Genomic DNA, 23950 nt, shown 5'->3' with positions numbered 1-23950 from the left:
TGACAGCCTGTGGAGAGGCTCCTTGCCTCGTTGAAGCGGACCCGCCCAGGGATCAAGCTAGCTTGTTTCCGCTGGGAATCCTCCGCCTTTAGGCGGGGGAGGATGTCAACAGGGAACTGACTCCATGGCCCCAATCTAATCACAGGGAAGGGCCTCGGCTCTATAGGACAATGAGGGCAGGATATGCACTTTCTTGGCAACATGCATTGTGGTGTTTTGCTTGCTAAAATGATTGACCGCCAAACTCGAAAACCCTATTTTCTGTCTATACGTAGCTGTGATTTCACCGGCTTGAGAAGAAGCACCATGAAAGGTGCTCAACACAGCGTAGCCTCTCTTCCTTGGCAGACTTCTGCAAAGAAGGACTGTCGATTTCATTAGGAGGGTGAGAACAGATGATGAACTTCCCATTTTGTACCACTCAATTGGCTTCTTGACCGTTATTCTGCAGCACCTCAATATACAACATATGTAGATTATTGATATTTTTCTTGATGCTTGGGCTGGCAGTTGCTTTTTGAGGGCAAATTTTGAGTGCACCTTTAGCACTCAAAAAAAAAGGTGGCCCTGAAGGCTATTCTCGGCCTGTGAAGCCATCGACAGGCCCTTGAGTGGTAATTTTTGGGAAGTTCAGGCAGATGATTGCGACTACTTTTGTGGACAATTCCCGAATTATGGCAAATGGACAAATCATAATTCCCAAGGCTGTACGTGAAGCCCTTGGCGTCTCAAGCGGCGATCGTGTCACATTCATTGCGCAAGGTAATAATGTCCGCATCGCCAACTCCGCTGTGTATGCTATGCAGCAGCTTCAGCAGGATATGGCGGGAGAAGCGGAAAGTGCAGGCCTGATTTCTGAAGATGATGTACTGGCGAACTCATGAGAATTCTGATTGACACGAATGTCCTGATTTCTGCTGCACTAAGTGCAAATGGCACACCGTATCAGGCATATGTGAAGGCGTCTTCGTTTCCCAATCATGGCTTAATCTACGAGCAAAATGTCGACGAGATGAGAAGGATCTTCAACAAGAAGTTTCCTCATAAATTGGCAGCCTTGGACAAATTTCTTGCCATCGCTTTGAGTACTCTGGAATTGGTCCCTGTCCCAAACGAAGAAAACAAGAGTGAACAGCAAATCAGGGATGCTAACGATCGTCCCATCTTGCGAGCTGCTATTGCAGCAAAAGCAGATATGCTGCTCACCGGAGACAAGGATTTTCTGGAGGCCAATGTGACATCCCCAGTGATTGTGGCTCCTGCTGAGTTCTTAGCAATTTAGGAGAGAGGGCTCACCAACTTTGATGTACCCCTATCTGGAACTCAAATCTCAATTCCACTCCTCGCCATCCAGCATGCCGCTTGAAGCAAGAGCAAGGTAGAGAACTATACCGCAGCTTGTGGAAAGGTTGAGGCAGCGGCCGTGCTCCTTCAGCATGGGGATGCGCACGTGATGGGGAGAGAGGGCCTTCACTTCCTCGGGAAGGCCTGCAGTCTCCTTGCCGAAGAGCAGGATATCGTCCTTCCTATAGGCAAACCTGTGCGCTGGAGAGCCTCCCTTTTTGGAAGAGGTGATGACAAGCCTGGCATTGGGCCTTGTGGCGTGCCAGTCCCTGCAAAAGGCTTCCATGTCAGGCCATACGGAAAGCTGCACATGGGGCCAATAATCAAGGCCTGCCCTTTTCAGATACCTGTCCTCGAGCCTGAAACCCAGTGGCTCAATGAGATGCAGCCTTGTGCCCGTGACTGCGCACAAGCGCGCGATGTTGCCCGTATTTGGGGGTATTTCCGGCTCGAAGAGAACAACTTCCATGTGTATTCCTGTATGTCTTTCTGAAAGTCTCGATACTTTTCCTGGATCAGGGCCCAAAATCACGATCTGACAAGCCTTGTGGCAAGGCCAGGCACGACCTGGGCAGTGACGCGCATGTCCTTCGCGCTTGCTCCATTGTCCGCAAGGACAGCGAAGAGCTCAGATTGCGTGACCTGTATGGGGTAGTTCATGATGCCGTTGCGCGCGAGATTGTCCTTCAAAAGGGCAAGGGCACGTTCCTCCACATAAGGAAGGCTTGCGTGTGAGGGCAAGGATTCCGTCACGTCGAGTTCCGGCACTATGAGATTCCTTTTTCCTGTGTGGGCAAAGACCTGTATGATGGCAGAGGGCCTTGTCAGGGCAGCACCAACGGCGTTTGCGACATCCGCTAGGGGAAGAGTTGTCACATCGAGATTCAGGGCCTGGGAGAGGCGGTTCTGCACGCAAGCCGACGGGCCGCCCACAAGGCAGACGCGCTCCGGCCGCACGTCGGAATATTCTTTCAGCTCGCGTAAGGTATAGACGGGGCGGGAGTTTATGTCTTCCGTCATGCCCGAGATGGCAGCGCAAATCTTTGCCGTGGCGTTGTCCACGGCCATTTCTGCCGCACGGCTTGCCTCCACTCCCAATATGGCTCCAAGTTCCGCAAGGCCCTTTTGCGAGGCAGCGACATTGCCTGCCACTTCATCCATGCCGTCTTTGGAATTGAGCACATTGAGGGCATCGAGCAGGGTCGCCCTTGCGCCGCCAAAGGCCAGCGCCCTGCCCTCGCGCACGGGACCTGTCTCAAGAACAGGGCCGGAATCACCCTTTTCCACGTGCAAAAGAGAATCCCCGCCAATACCTATGGAGCGCGTCGCAAGCGAGCGGATAAGGGTCCTTCTGCCCTCCACCTTCATGCCGTCCCTGTCAAGAACAGGAGAGCCGCACACAAAAAAGGCCAGATCCGTGGTGGTGCCCCCCATGTCGAGCAGGAGTGTTGTCTTGTCGCCTATGTGATCGTCCAGGGCAAGGGCTCCCATGACGCTTGCGGCTGGCCCCGAGAGCATGCTCTGCACTGGGCAGGGCCTTGCAGCAGAAAGGGGAATGGCTCCGCCGTCCGCCTTGAGCAGATAGATGTCCGCCCTGCAGCCCTTTTGCGCAAGAACCTCGCTCACAGCGTCCAGAAAGTCCCTGTGCAGCCTGAATGCAGCGCTGTTGTAGTAGGCCGTTGCCATGCGGCGGGGAAAGTTGAGCTCGCCACCCAGGCGATGCCCCAGAGTGACAAAGGCGGACGGAGCCGCCCTTTTGACAACCTCGCCCATGCGTTCCTCGTGAAGCGGATTTCTCGGCGAGAACTTCCCCACACAGGCAAAGGCCGAAACACCCTCATCCGCCATGAGGGCGACATCTTTCTCAAGGCTTGCCGTATCAAGCGGGCTTACCTCGACACCCCTGTGATCCAGGCCTCCGGGAACGATGCTCACGTGCTCGCCTATGGCAAAACGCTCGGGGTTGAGGCCAGGGCCTGCGCTTAAAATCAGGCCTACGGGATCGAGCCTTCCCTGTACTGCCGCGTTGACAAGCAGGGTTGTCCCAAGGGTTATGCGCTGCACAAGGGAAAGCGCATTCTGCCCCAGCTGGGCTGCAATCTCGTCTAGCACCTCGGAAATGGAAAGCGGCAGATTGTCGTGGCGTGTGGCGACCTTGGCCTGGGCTTCCACCCTGCCTGCCCGCACGCACACAGCGTCCGTGTGGGTTCCGCCACAGTCTATGCTCAATACAGTGTCCCTGCTTGTCATGGCATGCCCGGCAGGCACAAAAGGATCCTGCCGCCTCCTTATGGCTTGTTTTGGAAAAATTGGGTTCTCCCGTCCCTGCTCCCATACGGGAGATGGGGCGCCCAAAAGCTATATTTTTGCCCCGCTCTTGGCAACAAAGGCCTTGCGGGAAAGAGCATCGGTCTTCCCGTCTCCACATCTTACCCAAAAACAGGGAAGTAGACATCTTTCGGAATGACATCCACTCCTAGCATGAAGGCCCCATTTCCCATTTCCGGGCATCTTGCACAGGCTTGCGACTTACAATACAATTTCAGCCCGGATTTCTTTTCCCTGCCCCTGCAAGACAGAGGCAACAAAAGGGCTGTCCTCATTGCGGAAATCTTCGGCAAATGGGGCTACCCCCTCGATTTGGCCTCCTGATCACACCCATGCCCTGCGGGATCCAATACCGCGGGACCACTCTTCCCCCCGCGAGTGCAGGTTTTTCAGAGGAAATTTCTCTCAAGGATGTCTTTATTATGGAAACGACAGAATTCATCTGGTTTGACGGTAAAATGGTTCCCTGGCAGGACGCCAAGGTTCATGTGCTCACCCACGCCCTTCACTACGGCGACTCCGTGTTCGAGGGCATTCGCGCCTATGATTGTGGCGACAAGGGCTCTTCCGTATTCCGTCTGAAGGAGCACTCCCAGCGTCTGGTCAATTCCGCCAAGATCCTGCGCATGAACATTCCCTACACGGCAGAGCAAATCTATGACGCCACCATCGAGACCCTGCGCGCCAACAAGCTCAAGGCCGCCTATGTGCGTCCCTTGGTCTTCGTGGGCTACGGCGAAATGGGCGTCAACCCCGGCCACAACCCCGTCAACATGATCATCGCAGCCTGGCCCTGGGGTGCCTACCTCGGCGCTGAGGCTCTGGAAAAGGGCATCCGCATCCGCACAAGCTCCTTCACCCGCTTCCAGCCCAACACCCTCATGTCCAAGGCCAAGGCCGCAGGCAACTACGTAAACTCCATCCTGGCCAAGATCGAGGCCGTGGAAGACGGCTACGACGAAGCAGTCATGCTGGATCCCCAGGGTCTTGTGTCCGAGGCTACCGGCGAGAACATCTTCGTGGTGAGGGACGGCAAGATCAAGACCCCGCAGCTGACCAACACCCTTGGCGGCATCACCCGTGCCTCCATCATTGAGCTGGCCAGGGATCTCGGCTACCAGGTGGAAGAGTATCCCCTCTCCCGCGACGAGATCTACATTGCCGACGAGGCCTTCTTCTGCGGCACCGCTGCCGAAATCACCCCCATCCGCGAGATGGATCACCGCACCATCGGTGCAGGCCATGCCGGCCCCGTGACAAAGCATCTGCAGCAGGAATTCTTCAAGGTCGTCAGGGGCGAGAATCCCAAGTACCAGAACTGGCTCGCTCCCTACACCATCGACTAGTTCCGACATCCGAAACAACAGGGAGGCTCGCCCGCATGCGGGGGGCCTCCCCTCTTTGCCCCTGCGCGCCCCCAAAAAGACATGAAACACATATCCCTTGCCACACGCTACCGCCCGCAGCTTTTTTCCGAAGTCGCGGGGCAGGATCTCATCAAGACCGTGCTCTCCAGGGCAGCGGCCGAGGATCGCGTAGCACCGGGATACCTTTTCAGCGGCACGCGCGGTGTTGGCAAGACCACCCTGGCCCGCATCTTTGCCAGAGCCCTCAACTGCGAGCACGCTCCCTGCGCTGAGCCCTGCAATGCCTGCGAGCAGTGCCGCCGCATCACCGAGGGCACCCATCCGGATGTGGTCGAAATCGACGGTGCCTCCAACAACAAGGTGGACGACGCCAGAGCCCTGCGCGAAAACGTGGGCTTTGCGCCCATGGAAGGTCGCTACAAGATCTTCATCATAGACGAAGCGCACATGCTCACACCCCAGGCCTTCAACGCCCTTCTGAAGACTCTGGAGGAGCCCCCGCCGCACGTTGTCTTCATCTTCGCGACCACCGAAATCCACAAATTTCTGCCAACCATCTTAAGCCGCTGCCAGGTCTTTTCCTTCAGACACCTTACCGAAGAGACCATCACGGCCCACCTTGGCAAGATCCTGAACCTCGAGGGCATACCCTTCGAGGACAGTGCCCTGCACCTCATTGCCCGCAGGGCTGCAGGCTCTGCCCGCGACAGCATGTCCCTGCTGGACCAGGTGCTCTCCTACGGCACAGAAAGCGTGAACAACGACACTGTGCGCACGGTCCTGGGTCTTGCCGGCATGGATGCATTGGCAACACTTTTCGACGCGCTGGCCCGCCACGACTGCGCTGCGGCAGCCATGTTCACAAAGGAGCTTGTCTCCAGAGAAGTAGACATAGGCTTTTTCCTGCGCGAGCTTGTGGATCACTTCCGCTCCCTCTTTTTATTGCGCCAGTGCGGACGCGAGCCTGTGGCACAGCTCGGCGTCTCCAATGTGGAGCTGGACTTTCTGTCAGGCTTTGCCAGCCGCTTTTCACCCTCCTACCTCCACGCTGCCTGGCAGATGCTCATAAACTCGCATCGCAGCGTGACCACGAGCCCGGAGCCGGCCTCGGCCCTGGATCTTCTGCTCGTGAATCTGGCCCTTTTGCCGCAGCTTCTGCCAGCATCCCTGGTCCCGGAAGCGCCAGCCGGCGCACCCCAGATAGGCAGTCCCGTACAGTCCGGCTCACCCGCGCCTGCGGGCAGTGCCGGAGGCTATGCGGGCTCCCCTGGCGGGCCAGCGGCAAGGCCCGCACAGCAGCCAGCAGACATGGCTGAGGCTGCGCAAAGACCGGTTGCAGCGCGCCCTGCAGCAGCCCCCCAAGCCCAGCCAATACAGCCTGCAAGGTCACAGGAAAGGCCTGCGGCGTCCCCTATGCCAAACGGGATGCCGGACAAGAGGGAAGCAGCGCCAGAAAATTTTTCAAAAGCTCAGGCGCCCACGGCTCCTGAGCAGACAAGGCCAGCACAGCCTTCGCCCTCTGAAGCATCCCAGAGGCTACAGTCCCAGTCACAGGCTGCCCCTGTCAGAGCATCTGACAAGAACCCTGCCGACAGGGCGTTTGCGCCATCCCCTGCGCCTGTGTCTTTGTCCGATGATGACGACGAGGAGAGCGACGAGGCGGAATACGAAAGCATGGGCCAGGACCTTGGCTCCCTTTTGCCGGACTGGAATGCCTTTACGGACTTTGCTTCAAGCGACAGGGACGGTGTTCCCCCCTATATTCTGAAAGCTCTGCGCTGCGTGTCCATGCAGGGCGACACCCTGCAGATAGAGTGCGACTCAGAAAGCCTCCTTGCCACTGCCAAGCGCAGTCAGGCCAGCCTTGAGGCCACACTTTCGCGCTTCATGGGCCGCAGTGTGCGCACAAGCTTTTCCCTGTCCGAGGACGGCAGAAACCGCAATCAGGCCCTGCACACGCCCCCTGTCTTCGACAGACCGGAGCTTAGGAACTGCTTCGAGATACTGCACGCCCGCGTAGACAGGGTGCAGCAACTCTAGCCCCCTACAAGGCACCTATAAGGCCCAATCGGGCCATCAATTCGCAAAACACAAACAGGTTTGCCCTGCGAGGCCGTAAGGCCTTTGCAGGAATACCCAAACACCCATAGAGAGGATTTTTCATGCGCAACATGAATGAAATCTTGCGTCAGGCACAGGTCATGCAGAACAAGCTCGGCAAGCTCAAGGAAGAGGCCGAGAAAAACACCTACGAGGCTTCCAGCGGCGGCGGTATGGTCAAGGTTGTTGTCAACGGCAACCAGATTGTGCAGAGCGTGACCATCGACCCCGAGGCTGTGAAGAGCGGCGACGTTGAAATGCTGCAGGATTTGATCATCTCCGCTGTCAACGAGGCCAACCGCATTTCCAGGGAAAGCCTTGAGCGCGAAATGACCGTCCTGTCCAACGGCATCCGCCTGCCCGGGATGTTCTAGTTCATGTCCTGCGAACTGCCAGAAGCCCTGCAGGACGTTGTCACGCGCCTGAGCCGCCTGCCCGGCATGGGGCCAAAGTCCGCCCTGCGCGTCGCAATGACGCTTTTGAGCTGGCCCGAGGCCCTGACAAGGGAGCTTGGCACAAGCATAGTCCAGCTGCGCGACAAGCTGCATCTGTGCAACCGCTGTGGCGGCCTCTCCCAGGCTGTCACATGCCCTTTGTGCTCGGATCCGACCCGCTCGCAGGAAACCCTGTGCATCGTGACGGACTGGGACAGCGAGCTCACCCTGGAGCGCGGAGGCTTCTACCAGGGGCAGTATCTGGTCCTTGGAGGACTTATTTCCCCTCTGGAAAATTCGAGCGCAGACAAGCTGAACCTGGACCTTCTGGATAAAAGACTTGCCGAGGGAGTGGTTTCCGAGGTCATCTTCGCCCTTGGGGCAACCCTTGAGGCGGAAAACACAGCCTCCTTCCTGCAGGGACTTATCAACTCCCGCTTCCCCCATGTGCGCGTAACCCGCCTGGCTCAGGGCATCCCCCTGGGCAGCGAAGTGAAGAACATGGATATGGAAACCTTGCGCCAGTCCCTCAAATACAGGCAGGATCTGCGTTAAGGTACTACGGGCTCCTGCGCTTTGAGATAGGTCCGAATTTTGCAAAAAGCCGTCCGGAAGATGCTTCCGGGCGGCTTTTCGCATTTTGTCTGCCATCCTCCTCAGCAGCCAAGGCCGCCGATCATGGCGTATTTTTCATCTACGTATTCCAATAGGGCATGGCGTCCGCCCTCGCGACCAAGACCGCTTTCCTTGACGCCGCCAAAGGGAATTTCGGCAATGGAGAGTGTGCTTTCGTTGATGGCGACCATCCCGTACTGAAGCTCTTCCATGACCCTGAAGGTACGACCCAAATCACGGGTGAAAAAGTAGCTTGCAAGCCCGTAGCGGGTATCGTTGGCAAGACTTAAGGCCTCTTCCTCGGTGTCGAAGGGCATGATGCCCACAAGCGGACCAAAGATCTCTTCCCTGAAAAGCCGCATGTCCCGTGTGGTGTCGCGCACAATCGTTGGTGCAAAGAAGGAGCCTTTCCCAGGAAGTGCCTTTCCGCCAAGGCAGACCGTTGCGCCCTTTTCTTCTGCATCCAGGACAAGATCCTGCAAAAAGTCCACAGCCTTGTGACTTATGACAGGTCCTACGTTTGTCTCGGGATCAAGGCCGTTTCCCACACGAAGCCCTGCCACACGCTCCATGAATCTGCCCACAAAATCCTCGTAGACGGGGCGCTGCACAAGGATGCGGTTCACCGAAATGCAGGTCTGTCCGGAGCAGCGGAACTTGATGTTGGTAATGCAGTTCACTGCAAGGTCGAGGTCTGCGTCGGCAAAGACTATGGCAGGAGCGTTTCCACCAAGCTCCATGGATGTCCGCTTCACGGTTTTGGCGGAGTTTTCCAGCAAAATTTTGCCCACCTCGGTAGACCCTGTGAAGGTGACCTTGCGTACTCTGAAATCCGAACAGGCAGCTTTGGCAATCTCTCCGGCATTGCCGGTGATCATGTTGAAAACACCCTTTGGCATGCCTGCCTCGTCCGCCAGTTGTGCGAGAGCCAGGGCGGCAAAGGGTGTCGCACTTGCAGGCTTCACAATAATGGGGCAGCCCACTGCAAGCGCAGGTCCAGCCTTTCTCAAGATCATCCCCATGGGAAAATTCCAGGGAGTGACGGCAAAGACAGTGCCCACAGGCTCAAACCAGGTGATGGGCCTTGCATTGGGAATAACGCTCGGAATGGTTGCGCCATAGAGCCTGCGCGCTTCCTCCACGCACCACTTCACATGGGCGTTGTTCTGCGTGATCTCGCCCCTGGCATCCGCAAGGCTCTTCCCGTTTTCGAGAGTGATGAGCCTTGCAATATCCTCCCTGTTGGCCTCGATGAGGTCATGCCAGCGCATGAGAATGCGGCAGCGCTCCTGCAAGGGCGTTTTGCGCCAGCCGTCTCTTGCAGCTTCTGCTGCCTCGATGGCGAGAGCAGCGTCCTCTTCACCGCAGCAGGGCACGGTCCCGAGCAGCGCGTCTGTCGCAGGGTTTGTGACGCGTATGACCTCACCACTTTTGGCATCGCACCAGGAACCATTGATGTAGCACTTTTCGTGGAAGAGAGAAGGATTGTTCAGCTTGTCCATAGTGGGTACTCCCTGTCTTCCCTTGTTGGTGTACCAGTGTCCCAAGGCCACACGGGATGCACAAAGACGCGCTCCCGAATGGCTTTTTCTCCCATCTGCACTGTAGCAGATCGGGTCAGGTGCGGACAAGGGCTGCAAAATCAGAGCGAACAGAAAACAAGGGCCCCTTCCGCTGCCGGAAGAGGCCTCAAGTTACTGTTCAGGAAAAGCCCGGACGGGCAAAGTATAGGCTACTGGTTACTTCTTTTTGTAGGAAGCGTTGAGGGCTGCCACGCCGGCCTTGGCCACGTTGGTGTCCTCTGCCACGGAGCCGCCGCTGCAGCCAATGGCGCCGATGATGACACCGTTGGCATCACGCAGAAGTTCGCCACCGCCGAAGATAACAAGCCTGTCATTGGTCACTTCAATGCCGTAGAGCTCGCCACCGGGCTGTGCTGCCTTGCCAAGGTCCGCCGAGGACATATTGAACAGGCGGGCGGTCTCGGCCTTGCCGATGGAAATGTCGATGCTGCCCAGGAAGGCGCCATCCATGCGCATGAAGGCCTTGAGGTTGCCGCCAGCGTCCACCACGGCAATGTTCATGGGCACACCCTGATCAACGGCTTTGGCGAGGGCGCCCTTGAGGACGATTTCTGCCTGGGCCTGGGTCAGATCCCCGGGAAGCTGGCATTTGGCAAACTTGGCATCGATGGCAGCCTGTGCAGGCAGGGCAAGAACAAGAGACAGCAGGACGGAAGCAAACAGGGTACGCATAGCACTATCCTCCGATAGCCCGAAACGGTTTTTGCCCCAGACCCTTTGACCTTGGGGCAGAGAAGATTCTTGTTCTTTTCTGAAGAGTACACAATCGGTGCACAAAAGCAAGATCCGTGTCGTATCTTGCGCCAGACTCCCGGGGAGGAATCCGCAAGGGCGCTCATGGGACGTGTGCAAAAGGACTTTGGAGCTTGATTTTCCGTGAGACGTGTCGCGTACGGTTGTCGCAACAGCTTGCACGTGGGAAACACGCATCATGCAAAAAGAAGGCCGTGCAAGGCTTGAGATCGTGCCCTTCCCTTCGGAAAACCTCTGTGTACAAAAAGCCCCGGAGTCTCACACTGGAGGCCGGGGCTTGCAATCAAATAACGTCAAAATCGTTTTGTCGCCTTATGCCTTTTGCAGGGGGCTTCCTATGGAGGGGAGCCTGCCCTCAAGAGCGCTTGCGATGTTCAGGATTTCGGCCTCGGCAAAGGGCCTTCCTATGAGCTGCAGGCCCACGGGTTCGCCCTTGTCGGACAGGGCAACAGGCAGGGCAAGGCTCGGCAGAGCTGCCAGGTTGATGGGGCAGGAGTAGGCGTCCATGAGGATGTTCTGCAGGGGATCCTCGATGTGGGAGCCTATGGCCCAGGCAACGGAGGGGGACACGGGGGCGAGCAGGCAGTCGCACTTTCCAAGGGCAGCCAGGAACTCATCGCGCACAAGCCTGCGCACCTGGGCTGCCTTCTTGTAGTAGGCGTCGTAGTAACCGGCGGAGAGCACGAAGGTGCCCAGCATGATGCGGCGCTTCACCTCGTCGCCAAAGCCTTCCATGCGGGAGCGGGTGTAGAGCTCCTGCAGATCCTCGGGGTTCTCGGTCCTGTGGCCGTAGCGCACGCCATCAAAGCGGGCAAGATTGGAGGTAGCCTCGGCCATGGCCACGATGTAGTAGGCGGAGATGGCTGCACTCGTGCTCGGCAGACTCACCTCGATGGTTTTGGCACCCATGTCGTGCAAGGCGTCAATGGCCTTGTCTATGCCCTTGCGCACAGTGTCGGAGAGGCCGTCGCCAAAATACTCGGCAGGAAGGCCAATGGTGCGTCCGGCAAGGTCCGTGGCTCCGAGGCCCTGCAGATAGTCCGGCACGGCTTCGGGAGAAGAGGTCATGTCGCGCTCGTCGTGGCCTGCGATGACGGAGAGCATGCGTGCGCAATCTTCGACAGTCCTTGCAAGCGGACCCACCTGATCCAGGGAGGATGCGTAGGCAATGAGGCCGTAGCGCGACACCCTGCCGTAGGTGGGCTTCAGGCCCACGCAGCCGCAAAAGGCTGCGGGCTGGCGGATGGATCCGCCTGTGTCCGAGCCAAGGGAGGCAAAGCACTGGCCGGCAGCAACACTTGCTGCGGAGCCACCGGAGGAACCACCGGGCACAAGGTCCGTGTTCCAGGGGTTGCGGGTGACCTTGTAGGCGGAATTTTCCGTGGTGGAACCCATGGCAAATTCGTCCATGTTGTTCTTGCCGATGATGATGGCCCCTGCCTCGCGCAGGCGCTCCACCACAAAGGCGTCGTACATGGGCTTGAAGTTCTCGAGGATGCGCGAGGCAGCCGTTGTGGGCATGTCCTTCGTGACCAGGGCGTCCTTCACAGTGACCGGCACACCCCACAGGGGCTTTGCGGGATCGGGGCCCTCGCTGTCCATCTTCTCTGCGAGCTCTATGGCGCCTTCGGCGTCCACATGGAGCAGGGCATTGATCTCGTCTTCGGTCTCCAGGATGCGCTCAAGGCAGGCTGCGGTGACCTCTGTGGCCTTGAGCTCGCCCTTTTTGAGAGCGCTTGCGCAGGCGCTTAAGGAAAGGCTTGTGATGTCTTCCATTCTCTTCCCCCTACACGATTCTGGGCACAATGAAGTAGTTTTCGTCCCTTTCGGGCGCGTTGGCCAGGACCTCGTCGCGGGTGCGCACATGGGTCGCCACATCCTGCCTGTACTGTATCTTGTGCTCGGCAGGGGAATACAGGGGAGCCACTCCGCTGGTGTCGATGGTGTTGAGCACCTCCATGTAGTCCACGATGGAACTCAGCTGTCTGGAAAAGCGCTCCACGTCCTCGTCGCTCAGACGCAGGCGGCAAAGCTGGGCAAGATGCTGCACGTCCTTTGCAGAAATCTTGTTTTCAGTCTTGTCTTGAGACATTGCATATCCTTGTTCTGGCTTTGGGGCCAGGTATTGTTTTTTCGCGTTTCGGGCCCCTTGCCGGGGCCCTTGAAAAAAATTTCTAGCGCGCGCCAGGCAGGCTCAGCTTGTGCGAGGAGTGCGGGGTTGTGCGCATGATGGGGCCTGTGGGCCTTGTTTGCACAGGCTGCTGAATGGTGCCTGCTCCCTCTCCCGAACCAAGGGGTGTGGTTTCGAGCTCTGCTGCGTGGGCCCTGCGCTCTTCTGCGCGAAGGACAGCGGCCTTTCTTGCGTTGCCAAGGGCGGTCGCATCCACAAGGGTGGAACCCGCAACACCTGGCTGGACCATGAAGAGGTTTTGCTTTGCCCTGCCCCTGGAGTCATAGGAAATGGGGGCCAGCACAAAGTTCATGAGAGCAGCCTGCCTTGCCATGGCGCTGACTTCGGAAGAGCCCGGGCGTCCCTTGATGTTCATGCGGCTGGCAAAGCGCACAAAGTCGTAGCCAAGGGCTCCCCAGAAGGTGGAGTAGCTGCTCTTTGCCAAGGAGGCAGGGGCGCGCGAGCTCACGTAGGCTGCGGGATAGGTCACAAGAGCGTACTGCGAAGCGTTTTGTGTGCCGCGGTTGTTGAAGCCGCCCCAGAGCATGGTGCCGAACATGACAAGCCTGTCCTCGCCGTTGCTGGCAAAGGCAGTGTGCACAGAAGAAAGCCTGCGCCAAGAGTCAGGCAAGAAGACCGCTTCGAAGGGTGTTTGCGGAATGAGCGCGCCTGTTGCCTCGTCCGTTGTGGGATTCACGTAGGGCTTTACAAGGGCACCCCAGGTGTCGGGGCTTCCCGTAGCCTGTATGCGCTGCAAAATGACGTTCTTTGAGGCGAGCTTTTGCTCAAGCAGGGATGTCGCCTTGTTGGCATAGTTGTCGCTCGGCCCGAAGGAGGCCATGGTGCGCAGATCCAGCCTGTCTACGGCCAGCTCCACAATGGCGTCTATCTGATCGTCCATGCTGGGGAAGAAGCGCCAGGCCTTCGTGCCCTCGTCGCCAGCGTCTATCTGGGCCATGAAGGCAAAGACCACCTTCTTGTCCATGATGCCGGCCTGCTTCATCTGCCTGTAGGCTGCCTCAGTCACAGGACCACCGATAACAGCGTTGTCCGGGAGTGCTGCCAGAGTCTGCAGCCAGTTGCCCTGCATGCGCACCACCTGCACCTTCACAGGGGAAGAAGCAGGCTGTTCCTGGGCTGCCAGCCTTGCGCCACCTGTCAGGCTGTTCACGACACTTGCCATTTGGCCTGCGGGCACAACCAAAGCCACTGTGGTGGCCTTGGGCTCTCTTGGCTTGGGCGGCTCCTTCTTGCCCTGCTGCAAGAAGCCCGGCAGGGCACAGCCGGCAAGCAAAGCCATGCTACACACAAGAACCAGAGCCAAAACACTGCGGAAGAACGATCTTGCCACGGCTGTCCATCCTTCGAATGAGCCGCCTCCTCTCCCGTATGCGGGCAGGGAAGCAGGTTTTTGTCTGCATCAGACATGAAAAAAGGGCTGGCAGTCCATCAAGGAGAGCCATGCCCTTTTTAGTATACACATTGCCGACACGCAAGGAGGCAGAGCGATGCCGGAACAAGGTGATGCACTGTTCCGAAATGTGGCAAGGCACCATTTCCTTGTCCCCTTGTCCCTTCATGGTAGGGACGCTGCCCGAAAAAGACCTTTTCGGGCAGCGGGATGTTCCCTGGGATATTAGTTTTTCACTTCGGTGAAGTCGGCGTCCACAACGTCGTCATTGCCCTTGCCGGCCTGACCGCCCTGGGGGCCTGTGGCACCCTGGGGACCTGCCTGCGGGCCCTGAGCTCCGCCGTTCTGTTGCTGGTAGAGCTGCTCGGCAAGCTTGTGGGAAGCGTTGGCCAGAGCGTCCGCAGCTGCGTTGATGGCTGCTACGTCCTCACCTGCCATGGCAGTCTTGAGCTCTGCGATGTGCTTTTCAACATCGCTCTTGGTCTGGGCGTCCACCTTGTCGCCAAGGTCCTTCATGGACTTTTCGGTGCCGTAGATCAGGCTGTCGGCCTTGTTGCGGGCCTCGATGAGCTCCTGCTTCTTCTTGTCCTCGCTTGCGTGGGACTCGGCTTCCTTCACAAGACGCTGGATTTCCTCTTCGGAAAGGCCGGAGGAAGCGGTGATGCGGATGGACTGCTCCTTGCCGGTGCCGGTGTCCTTGGCAGACACGTTCACGATGCCGTTGGCGTCGATGTCGAAGGTCACCTCAATCTGCGGCACACCGCGGGGCGCCGGAGGAATACCGGTCAAATCGAAGCGGGCCAGGGTCATATTGTCGTTGGCCATGGGACGCTCGCCCTGCAGAACGTGGATGGACACGGAGGGCTGGTTGTCGGAGGCAGTGGTGAAGACCTGGCTCTTCTTGGTGGGGATGGTGGTGTTGCGGTCGATGAGGCGGGTGAACACGCCGCCCATGGTCTCGATGCCGAGGCTGAGCGGGGTCACGTCGAGAAGGAGCATGTCCTTCACATCGCCCATGAGGATGCCGCCCTGCAGGGCTGCGCCCATTGCGACCACTTCATCGGGGTTCACGGAACGGTTGGGTTCCTTGCCGAAGAAGTCGCCCACCATCTTCTGCACCATGGGCATACGGGTCATGCCGCCGACAAGGATGACCTCGTCGATGTCATGGGGCTGGAAGCCGGCGTCTGCCAGGGCCTTGCGGCAGGGCTCCTTGGAGCGTTCCACAAGGTCTGCCACCATGGCTTCGAAGGCGGCACGGGAGAGCTTCATGACAAGGTGCTTGGGACCGTTCTGGTCAGCGGTGATGAAGGGCAGGTTGATGTCCGCCTCCATGGAGGTGGACAGGGTCTTCTTGGCCTTTTCGGCCTCTTCCTTCAGGCGCTGCAGGGCCATGCTGTCCTTGCTCAAATCGATGCCGTTGCTCTTCTTGAATTCCTCAACCATCCAGTTGATGATGCGCTGGTCGAAGTCTTCGCCACCGAGGAAGGTGTCGCCGTTGGTGGCACGCACTTCCACGATGTTGTCGCCCACTTCCAGGATGGAGATATCGAAGGTGCCGCCGCCAAGGTCGAACACTGCGATCTTCTCGTTTTCCTTCTTGTTGGCACCGTAGGCCAGGGAGGCAGCGGTAGGTTCGTTGATGATACGCTTGACCTCAAGGCCTGCGATACGGCCGGCGTCCTTGGTGGCCTGACGCTGGGCGTCGTTGAAGTAGGCGGGGACTGTGATGACAGCCTCGGTCACACTCTCGCCAAGGTAGGCTTCGGCATCGGCCTTCAGCTTTGCGAGAACCATGGCGGAAATTTCAGGGGCGCTGTAGATGCGGCCGTCCACTTCCACACCTGCGTCGCCATTGGCTGCGGGCTTGATGGTGTAGGGAGAGCTGGCCATCCAGCGCTGCACCTCGGGGCTGTCGAACTTGCGGCCCATGAGACGCTTGATGGCAAAGATAGTGCGTGTGGGGTTGGTCACTGCCTGACGCTTTGCGATCTCGCCGACAAGGTGTTCCTTGTCCGTAAAGGCGACAATGGAAGGTGTGGTACGTCCGCCTTCCGAGTTGGTGATGCATTTGGGCTCAGTGCCTTCCATCACGTAGACACAAGAGTTTGTTGTTCCGAGGTCAATGCCTATAATCTTGGACATGGTATGTATTGCCTCCTCAAGCAGAACTTCATTGCTTAGTTATTTGAATTTGCGAGTATCTTGCAGATTTGATTTGCAGGCCAGAGCATGGGGCAGAGGGCCTTCAGGGCCGGCCCCGGCCGTCTCTTGCCTGCTGTTCCTCTTCAGCTTGCCCAATAGTTAAGACAGAGTTTGCAGTAGTGAAGGCCCGCAGGAGAAAAATTTTTGCCATGATGTCGGCCATGGCACGCCATGCCCCAAAGCCACACCCCATGAGGGAGTATGGAACGCAAAAAAAGGCCCGCAACAGGGGGAAGGCTGTCTCCCTGTCACGGACCATAGGAAAAAGGGGCATGGGAAATGGGGCCTAGAAGACCCTTTGTGCGGGCTCATTGAAGTCTATGCGCATGTCATCGCCGCACAGTTTTTTAAGTCTCTCCTCGCAGCGCAGAAGGCGGCTGCGCTCAACAGGAGCCTGTCCCTTGCAGGTGATCTCGAGAACACAGGTCTTCTTGTCCCTCTTGAAGAGTGCGTCTGTGACAAGGCCGCTGTGGCTTTTGTCCAGGGCCTCGGCAATGGTCAAAAAGAGGGAGTCTATGCGCACAAGGGCTTTTGTGCGATCGTCGAGCTCATTGTAGATGGCGTGCTTTTTGCCCGGCTTTGCCCTGTGGAAGAAGGCAAGGGCTGCCATGAAGCGCACTTCCCTCTCGCCAAAGCCAAGCAGTTCGGAGTTGCTCACAAGATAGTGGCTGTGGGCGTTGTGGTTGGAAAAGGCTATGAAGATGCCAATGTCGTGCAGGAGTGCAGCGTAACCCACAAGCTCGCGCACCTCCCCGTCGTGAGAGTGCAGGCCCATGGCTTTTGCACTGTCAAAGAGCTGCAGGGTGAGATCGCAGACGTGGCGCGAATGCCCTTCCTCGAAGCGGCAGCTCCTGCCAAGGCGAAGGACACTCTTTTCGCGTATGCTCTTGTTGGAATAGGCGCTGGCGCCAGGGCAAAAGCGCTCCACGTATTCGTGAACCATGCCATCGCGCAGCCCCCTGGAGGTGATGTAGGCCGTATCGAAGTTCATTTCCTCGAGGACGGTCTGCAATATGGCTGCACCTGGCACGATAACATCAAGGCGCTTCAGGTTGAGGCCCGGAAGCTCTGCCCTTTCGGCACGGGATCTGGAGCACAGTTCCTTCACGCAGCGGCAAAGGCCGCGGTAGGAAAGGATGGTTGGGGTATCGGGGGCATTGTGCCCCTGACCCAAGAGGGCCGTTATCTGGGCAAGGTTTTGCGCTGTGCCGGAGCTTGCCACAAGCTGGGGGATATTCAGCTTTGCCATGCGGCGAAAGGCGTGCACACCAGCGTTGCGCACGTACATCTTCATGTTTTCGAAGACCTTGGTGCCTACTGGCTTTTCCCCTGTGGGGAACATGTTGGCAAGCCTTACACAGCCAATCTTCAGACTGTCCAGCTCTTCTGCGTGGTTGGTGGAGGCTGCCGCCATTTCCGTGGAGCCGCCGCCGATATCAAGGTAGAGACGCAGGCTTGAGCTCTGCTCCCAGCCAGAGGCAACGCCGCGCCAGATGAGGCGTGCTTCTTCCTTGCCGGAAATGATCTCGAAGTCTATGCCTGTCCTTTCGCGCACCCTTTCGAGAAATTCCTCGCCGTTGTCGGCATCGCGCGAGGCAGCAGTAGCCACGGCAATGTATTCCTCGACACCGTAGCCGCGGCACATGTCCGCAAAGGAGCACAGGCTCACCATGGTGCGCTCCATGGCCTTGGGCTGCAGCTCGTGGGTGGCAAAGGCCCCTTCCCCAAGGCGCACCATCTGCTTGGCCTCGTTCAAAACGCGCACTACACCTGCGGGGGTGATGCGGGCCACAAGCAGGCGCAGGGAATTGCTGCCAAGGTCAATGAAGGCGACAACGCGCCCGTTGCCGTTGATTTCACCTAACAAAGCCGCCATGTAAGCTCCCTCCCGAAAAGATCCATGAAAAGTTCGCCCTTCATCCTGGCCCTCAGGGCGTGTTCCTCAAGGGTAGCGCAGGGGCCATAGGCTCCGTGCAGCTCAAGAACAACGCTTGCATCGTCCACTATCACGCGAAGGCTTTGCACTTCGTTCGTGTGCAAGACATCCAGAGCGTCCGCTATGCGCAAAATGGAAGCACAAACACTGACACCGAGCCTTTCCTGCAGGCTAAGGCCTGCAAAGAGCGGATCAAGGGTGGAGGGCCATGCCTTGCGGTGGTAGCGGGCAACAAGGCCAATTGCAAGGCGCTCCTTCTCCGGCAGGATGGAGACAAGGGCCCTTGTACAGGAAGCAGTCCCTTCATCTTCTGCGGCCTTCTCCTCCAGAAGAAGGGCCAGGGTGTTCTTGTGGTGCTTCCTTATGCCAAAGACCTGGCCCAAATCGTGCAGGAGTGCCGCGCAGATGAGGCGCTCGCGCCAGGGGGCGGAAAGGCCGTGCAGAGGTGCAAGGGAATCATACAACACAAGGGCAAGGTCCGACACCTGCAGTCCGTGGGAGAGGGCAATCCTGAGCGCAGAGTCGGACGCAAGCTCGCCTTGCATATCCGAGATTTGTGCGCGCAGGGTGAGTGAGGCCTTCTTGGGCGCAATTTCGGTAGAGGCTTTGTTCGTACTTGTCATGGTGTGTGAAAGGCATGGCCCTTGTCCATGAAGGGCATGGGCGCCACACCCTGTGTCTGAAAGTTGCCTGTGCCCCAAAGGGGCCATTTTCGCAAAAGAGGGGCTGGTCCGTGCCGCGCAATTCATGCGCGGCACTGCAGTCCCTGTCTGTATCATGTTGCCCCTGTTGGGCGAAAGTTCCGGCAAGAGGAAAAAAAAACTTTGTCGGCTAGTCGTCGCAGTCCATTCTTCCGGAAATGGCTTCCTTCAAAAGCATTTCCTGGGCGTTTATCAGGGGCTCGCCAGCCTGGGGGACGACCTTTGTGTAGGTACCTTCGGGCTCTTCCAGCCAGGCCTGCTGATTGTCTGCCAGCTGCCAGCCAAGGACATGGTCGCGGATGTAGGCCTTGTGCCTCTCGTCCAGGATGGGCACCAGAACCTCGATTCTGTGGTCCAGGTTTCTGGGCATGAGGTCCGCGCTGCCAATGTACATGATATCCTCGCCACCTGCACGGAAGTAGTAGGTGCGCACGTGTTCGAGGAAACGTCCCACGATGCTTGTGACAGTGATGTTTTCGCTCACCCCGGGGATCCCTGGGCGCAGGCAGCAGATGCCGCGGATGATGAGGCGCACCTTCACGCCTGCTATGGAGGCCTTGTAGAGAGCCTTGATGGTACGGGCATCCACAAGCTGATTGCATTTGAGGATTATAAGGCCTCCGCCCTGCTTCTTGTGCAGGGCCGTCTCGCGATTGATAAGATCGATGATGCCGGAGCGCGTGGTCTTGGGCGAGACCAGAAGCTTGCGGTAGGAATTGCGCACTGCATAGCCTGTCATGACATTGAAGAGATCCGTCACATCCGCGCAAATCTCCTCGTTGCAGGTCAAAAGGCCCATGTCAGTGTATATCTTGGCTGTGGAGTGGTTGTAGTTGCCTGTGCCTATGTGCACGTAGCGCATGAGGCCTTCCTGCTCGCGACGAACCACAAGGCAGAGCTTGGCATGAATCTTCATGCCCACAATACCGTAGACAACATTGACGCCTGCAGCTTCCAGCTCCTCTGCCCAGGTGATATTGCGCTCCTCGTCAAAGCGCGCCTTGAGTTCAACAACAGCAGTGACCTGTTTGCCGCGGCGGCGGGCTTCCACCAGGGAATGCACAATGGGGGAATTGTTGCCCACACGGTAGAGAGTCTGCTTGATGGCAACAACTGCCGGGTCCTTGGCTGCCTTGCAGACAAAGTCCAGCACTGTGGAGAAGCTGTCGTAGGGGTGGTGCAGGAGAACGTCCCTCTTGCGGATGCGCGTAAAGAGATCGCTTTCCAGATTCAGCACATGACCCGGAGTGCTGGCAATCTTGAGATTGGGCCTGTCCACACCGTAGAGGGGCATGAGGTCAGCAAAAGCCATCGGCCCGCGCACAGTGTAGATCTGGAAGGGTTTCAGATTGAGCTTCTCGATGAGGAATTCGCGCACATCCGCGGGCATGCCGTGGGCAGTTTCCAGACGGACCACCTGGCCGAAGCGGCGCTGATCCACAAGATCCTTCACGGCCTCGAGCAGATCGTCTGCCTCGTCCTCCTCGATTTCCACATCCGTGTTGCGGGTAATACGGAAGACACCACAGGACGCGACCTCGTAGCCGGGGAAGAGCTGGTCTAGATGGGCCTCTACCAGATCCTCAAGGAGCAAGATGTCCATGTCGCGCATGTTGCTCACAAGCCCCAGTTCCACATAGGCCTTGCCGTCGCGATTTTCCTTGCCGCTCTTGCCGCGGGGAACATAGATGAGCCTTGAGACGTTGCCAGGGCAGCGCACGCGCGCAAAGTGCCTGTTGCCTTCCTTGTCGTTGAGCAGGACAAGGAAGTTCAGGCTTACGTTGGAAATGGTCGGGAAGGGATGGGTGGGGTCAATGGCCTGGGGTGTGAGGACAGGGTAGATTTCCCTGTCAAAGTAATCGTCAAGGAACTTCTGCTGCTTTTCGTTCAGATCCGAGTAGCGGGCAAAGCGCAGGCCCCTGTCGGCCAGCTGACCACTGAGCTTCTTTCTCCAGTGATCCTGGCAGATGGCAGTGCTCTTCATGACTCTGCGGCGTATCTCCGCCAGCTGCTTTGCCTGGCTCATACGATCCGGGCCAGAGGGCACAGCACCAGAGCGGTACTGGCGCAGCACGTTTGCCACGCGCACCATGAAGAATTCGTCGAGGTTGTTGCAGAAGATGCAGAGGAATTTGAACTGCTCAAGCAGGGGAAGCGATTTGTCCAGGGCGCATTGCAGTACACGATCATTGAACTCAAGCCAGTTGATCTCGCGGTTGATGTACAGCCCCGAACAATCCAGATCATGCAATTCGCTTTCAAGGCAGGGTTCGAGTTCGGGAATGTCCAGAGGACAGGTCACCTTCTTTTCCTTAGCCTGATCGCCCACGTTCTCTTCCTCCTGACCGTCAGGGGCCTGTGTCTCGCAAGCACTGTCGGTCTGTGGCAGCTTGTTGTTCTCCAAAGACTCATCCGGGAAAGCGTCTACCGCAGAAGAAGTGTTTGCATTTGTATCGTCTGTGCAAGCCTCATTTTCGCGGGACTGTTCACTCATGTCACTCATCAGATGTGCTCCTGGGCATGTAGCGGGATCGCCTGTGCTCTGCCATCCGTGCAAGGAAGGCGCACATTCTTTTCCTTTTTTCTGAACAGACTGCCCACACTGCCAGATTCGCATGCACGTAGGATGCAGGGAAAAGGAGCGACAAAAATTTGTGGCACAGTCTTGCTTGCAGCAAACCAACTGTCAAGTCAAAAACATGTGACAATACTGTGACAATACAGGCCAATTCCTGGCCTCGTCTGTCACAATGAAACAAATCGAATGGAACAAGTCGATCGTCAGGGCCCTGGAGCACATGATCGGGTAGGCGGGGGCGATCGCTCGCTCCAACCTCCCACACCACCGGACGTACGGGTCACGTATCACGGCGGTTCAACTAAACAAGGCTTTCTTGGCTCTGAGGCACTCCGTTATTTCGAGAAGCGACAGGAGTCCGTGCTTCTTTAGCCACGCATTCGGGAAGGCTCTGTGCACGTGGGATTGGTGGCTGTTCCACCATGCTCCCCTACCATTGCCTGCCGCCTTCCGAGCAGTCTCCGGGTCAATTCCCCATCGAATCAGATTCTTGTATCTGGTTTTGGGTTTCTTCCATCGTTGCCAAATGAGATATCGCATTTTGTTCCTTAACCATTGGTCCAGCTCCTCCCATGTAGCCTTTGTTTCGGATAGACAGAAGTATGCGGCATATCCATTGATTTTTGGCTTTAGTTCTCTCACTGTATCCAGGAATGACCAACCTCTTGCCATGAAGAAAATCTTCTGCAGACTATTCTTAAATCGCTTGACCGATACTGGTGACGGTTTAAGTTTAGGCTTCTGATTAGCTGTCATAGTGTATCCTAGAAACTTTGCTTTCCACGGTCTGGCAACCATACTTTTGGTCTGGTTGATTTTTAGCTTGAGCTTGGTTTCAAGGAATGAGGTTACGGAAACAAATACTCTTTCTGCAGCTTTCTTACTCTTGACATAGATATTGCAGTCATCTGCATATCTGCAAAAGCAATGTCCTCTGCGCTCCAGTTCTTTGTCGAGTGTATCCAGCATAATATTTGATAGCAGGGGTGAAAGAGGTCCTCCTTGCGGGCATCCTTCCGTCCTAGGGGATATTAGTCCCCCTGTCATAAGGACTGCCTGAAGGTACAGTCTTACGAGTTTAAGAACTCTTTTGTCATGTACTTTTCTGGCTACCTTTGCCATCAATATGTCATGGTTTACCCTGTCAAAGAACTTGGCTATGTCGATGTCCACTACCCATCGTCTTCCTTCTGCCACGTATTCACGGGCTTGTTGAAGCGCTTGATGAGCACTGCGTCCTTTTCGGAAGCCATAGCTTCTTTCCGAGAACTCGACATCAAATCGGCGTTCTATCTTCTGAACAATGGCCTGCTGAATGACTCTATCTATAACAGTTGGAATCCCAAGCTGTCTTGTGCCTCCATCTGGTTTGGGAATGGAAACTCCCAATACCGGAAGCGGATGATAAAGGCCTTTTCGCAGAAGAGTTCGATAGAACTCCCATTGCTCTCTTATAATTAGGCCGGCTTCTTCAATGGTCATCCGGTCTACACCTGGACAACCTTTGTTGGCTCTGACCTTGAGAAACGCCTTGTACACGTTTTCCCAGTCGGCAATCTCCTCCATAAGGTTTGACTCACCATTGGTCTCTGTCCTTGCCAGACACTTTGATACACCTTTCATACTCTCGGTGATTCCGTCACCTACCCTTTGAACGGTCCGGGGGTTCTGCCCAGCGGCTTCTGCATCGCACATGTTCGTGTCTGAAATTTCAACGCCTATGATGGTTGTTTAGAGGTTCAGGCCTTCGCCTCCAAATGGAGGGTACTACACCCTCTGCTGACTCCTCACAGCAAGCGTTACTCCGGCATCGCTGCCGTCTGTGAGGCCTCCCCGGGTAAGACACAGCACTTTCCCACTTATACCCACCGCATCTACCTTCGTGCCTTCCGTGCAGCTATTGGACTTTGAGTATCGTTGCCCTCTCATCCGACACGCCAGCCTCATATACGGTTTCTGTTCGTTAGGTCAGTGGTTTGCCATAGACTTCCTTCAGAACTTGCCTCGCGACAAGCCCCTTGTCTTTCGGCTCGGGGTTCCCGCTGCCGGGCCCCCAGAGGTCTTGCACCTCCTAGTACTGCGCCATGCCGGGCGCACAACAAAAAAAAAGCCCCGGAGCAGAACGTGCTCTACGGGGCTTTCATGAAAAATCTTGGCAACTACCTACTTTCCCACATGAAGATATGCAGTATCATCGGCGAAAAGGAGCTTAACTTCCGAGTTCGGAATGGGATCGGGTGTACCCTCCTCTCCATGGTCACCAAGAAATATGCGAATATATAATCAAACAGGGAGGAAGGAAGTTTATTTTTTTATAAGAATAAGACTCACGGGCTATTAGTACTGGTCAGCTCCATGCCTCACGGCACTTCCACCTCCAGCCTATCAACGAGGTAGTCTTCCTCGGCCCTACAGGACTTATGTC

18 protein-coding genes and 2 rRNA genes are annotated in these 23950 nt (G+C 57.0%); 6 read left to right on the top strand and 14 right to left on the bottom strand.

All coding sequences use genetic code 11. From position 1 onward, the window contains the following. Nucleotides 1-638 precede the first annotated feature (638 nt). Both B5F76_RS12725 and B5F76_RS12720 read left to right on the top strand, forming a co-directional pair. On the top strand, nt 639-884 hold the full coding sequence (locus B5F76_RS12725) for an AbrB/MazE/SpoVT family DNA-binding domain-containing protein (protein WP_087355164.1): 246 nt from the start codon (nt 639-641) through the stop codon (nt 882-884). Next, on the top strand, nt 881-1282 hold the full coding sequence (locus B5F76_RS12720) for a putative toxin-antitoxin system toxin component, PIN family (RefSeq protein ID WP_087355162.1): 402 nt from the start codon (nt 881-883) through the stop codon (nt 1280-1282). The genes B5F76_RS12725 and B5F76_RS12720 overlap by 4 nt, the downstream gene beginning before the upstream one ends. 48 nt (nt 1283-1330) lie before the next feature. Here B5F76_RS12720 and B5F76_RS12715 read toward each other — a convergent pair whose 3' ends face one another. Then, a complete protein-coding gene (locus B5F76_RS12715) occupies nt 1331-1813 on the bottom strand; it encodes a tRNA (cytidine(34)-2'-O)-methyltransferase (protein WP_087355160.1) in 483 nt (160 codons plus the stop codon). A 59-nt stretch (nt 1814-1872) separates the two neighbouring features. Next, nucleotides 1873-3594: a hydantoinase/oxoprolinase family protein gene (locus B5F76_RS12710; RefSeq protein WP_087355158.1), complete on the bottom strand. Its 1722-nt coding sequence runs from the start codon at nt 3592-3594 to the stop codon at nt 1873-1875. Between the two features lie 500 nt (nt 3595-4094). Here B5F76_RS12710 and B5F76_RS12705 point away from each other — a divergent pair, with 500 nt between their 5' ends. From B5F76_RS12705 to recR, 4 genes are all read left to right on the top strand, one after another. Next, entirely contained in the window at nt 4095-5018 is a 924-nt protein-coding gene (locus B5F76_RS12705) for a branched-chain amino acid transaminase (protein ID WP_087355156.1), read from the top strand. A gap of 81 nt (nt 5019-5099) precedes the next feature. Beyond that, entirely contained in the window at nt 5100-7079 is a 1980-nt protein-coding gene (gene dnaX / locus B5F76_RS12700; protein WP_087355154.1) for a DNA polymerase III subunit gamma/tau, read from the top strand. A 122-nt stretch (nt 7080-7201) separates the two neighbouring features. Continuing rightward, the gene (locus B5F76_RS12695) at nt 7202-7513 is read left to right on the top strand and encodes a YbaB/EbfC family nucleoid-associated protein (protein ID WP_087355152.1); all 312 of its coding nucleotides are present in this window, start codon (nt 7202-7204) and stop codon (nt 7511-7513) included. A gap of 3 nt (nt 7514-7516) precedes the next feature. Beyond that, nucleotides 7517-8128 (top strand): recombination mediator RecR, encoded by a 612-nt coding sequence (gene recR, locus B5F76_RS12690; protein WP_087355151.1) that lies wholly within the window; start codon nt 7517-7519, stop codon nt 8126-8128. 101 nt (nt 8129-8229) lie between these two features. Here recR and B5F76_RS12685 read toward each other — a convergent pair whose 3' ends face one another. From B5F76_RS12685 to B5F76_RS15175, 12 genes are all read right to left on the bottom strand, one after another. Next, a complete protein-coding gene (locus B5F76_RS12685; protein WP_087355149.1) occupies nt 8230-9690 on the bottom strand; it encodes an NAD-dependent succinate-semialdehyde dehydrogenase in 1461 nt (486 codons plus the stop codon). A 237-nt stretch (nt 9691-9927) separates the two neighbouring features. Continuing rightward, entirely contained in the window at nt 9928-10443 is a 516-nt protein-coding gene (locus tag B5F76_RS12680; RefSeq protein ID WP_087355147.1) for a GlcG/HbpS family heme-binding protein, read from the bottom strand. A 393-nt stretch (nt 10444-10836) separates the two neighbouring features. Then, a complete protein-coding gene (gene gatA / locus B5F76_RS12675; RefSeq protein ID WP_087355144.1) occupies nt 10837-12300 on the bottom strand; it encodes an Asp-tRNA(Asn)/Glu-tRNA(Gln) amidotransferase subunit GatA in 1464 nt (487 codons plus the stop codon). 10 nt (nt 12301-12310) lie between these two features. Continuing rightward, a complete protein-coding gene (gatC, locus tag B5F76_RS12670) occupies nt 12311-12616 on the bottom strand; it encodes an Asp-tRNA(Asn)/Glu-tRNA(Gln) amidotransferase subunit GatC (protein WP_087355142.1) in 306 nt (101 codons plus the stop codon). 82 nt (nt 12617-12698) lie between these two features. Further along, entirely contained in the window at nt 12699-13994 is a 1296-nt protein-coding gene (locus tag B5F76_RS12665; protein WP_087355141.1) for a hypothetical protein, read from the bottom strand. A 336-nt stretch (nt 13995-14330) separates the two neighbouring features. Further along, the gene (gene dnaK / locus B5F76_RS12655; RefSeq protein ID WP_087355137.1) at nt 14331-16250 is read right to left on the bottom strand and encodes a molecular chaperone DnaK; all 1920 of its coding nucleotides are present in this window, start codon (nt 16248-16250) and stop codon (nt 14331-14333) included. Nucleotides 16251-16596: 346 nt separating this feature from the next. Then, nucleotides 16597-18186, bottom strand: coding sequence for a Ppx/GppA phosphatase family protein (locus B5F76_RS12650; RefSeq protein ID WP_087355135.1), 1590 nt, complete (start codon nt 18184-18186; stop codon nt 16597-16599). Beyond that, nucleotides 18171-18869 carry an HD domain-containing protein gene (locus tag B5F76_RS12645; protein ID WP_162608840.1) on the bottom strand — a complete coding sequence of 233 codons (699 nt, stop codon included), beginning with the start codon at nt 18867-18869 and terminating at the stop codon, nt 18171-18173. Before B5F76_RS12645 ends, B5F76_RS12650 begins: the two co-directional genes overlap by 16 nt. A 208-nt stretch (nt 18870-19077) precedes the next feature. Next, complete coding sequence (ppk1, locus tag B5F76_RS12640; protein WP_239407059.1) at nt 19078-21450, bottom strand: polyphosphate kinase 1; 2373 nt, start codon at nt 21448-21450, stop codon at nt 19078-19080. Nucleotides 21451-21822: 372 nt separating this feature from the next. Beyond that, complete coding sequence (ltrA, locus tag B5F76_RS12635; RefSeq protein ID WP_204218410.1) at nt 21823-23220, bottom strand: group II intron reverse transcriptase/maturase; 1398 nt, start codon at nt 23218-23220, stop codon at nt 21823-21825. Nucleotides 23221-23675: 455 nt separating this feature from the next. Next, nucleotides 23676-23790: ribosomal RNA gene (gene rrf, locus B5F76_RS12630) — 5S ribosomal RNA — on the bottom strand. A 51-nt stretch (nt 23791-23841) separates the two neighbouring features. Beyond that, nucleotides 23842-23950 (bottom strand): 23S ribosomal RNA (locus B5F76_RS15175); the annotation flags it as partial.

This window comes from Desulfovibrio sp. An276 (assembly GCF_002159665.1).
Classification (GTDB): Bacteria; Desulfobacterota; Desulfovibrionia; order Desulfovibrionales; family Desulfovibrionaceae; genus Desulfovibrio; species Desulfovibrio faecigallinarum.
Note: the sequence above shows the minus strand (reverse complement) of the source record. Positions and strands in the feature narration are given on the sequence as shown.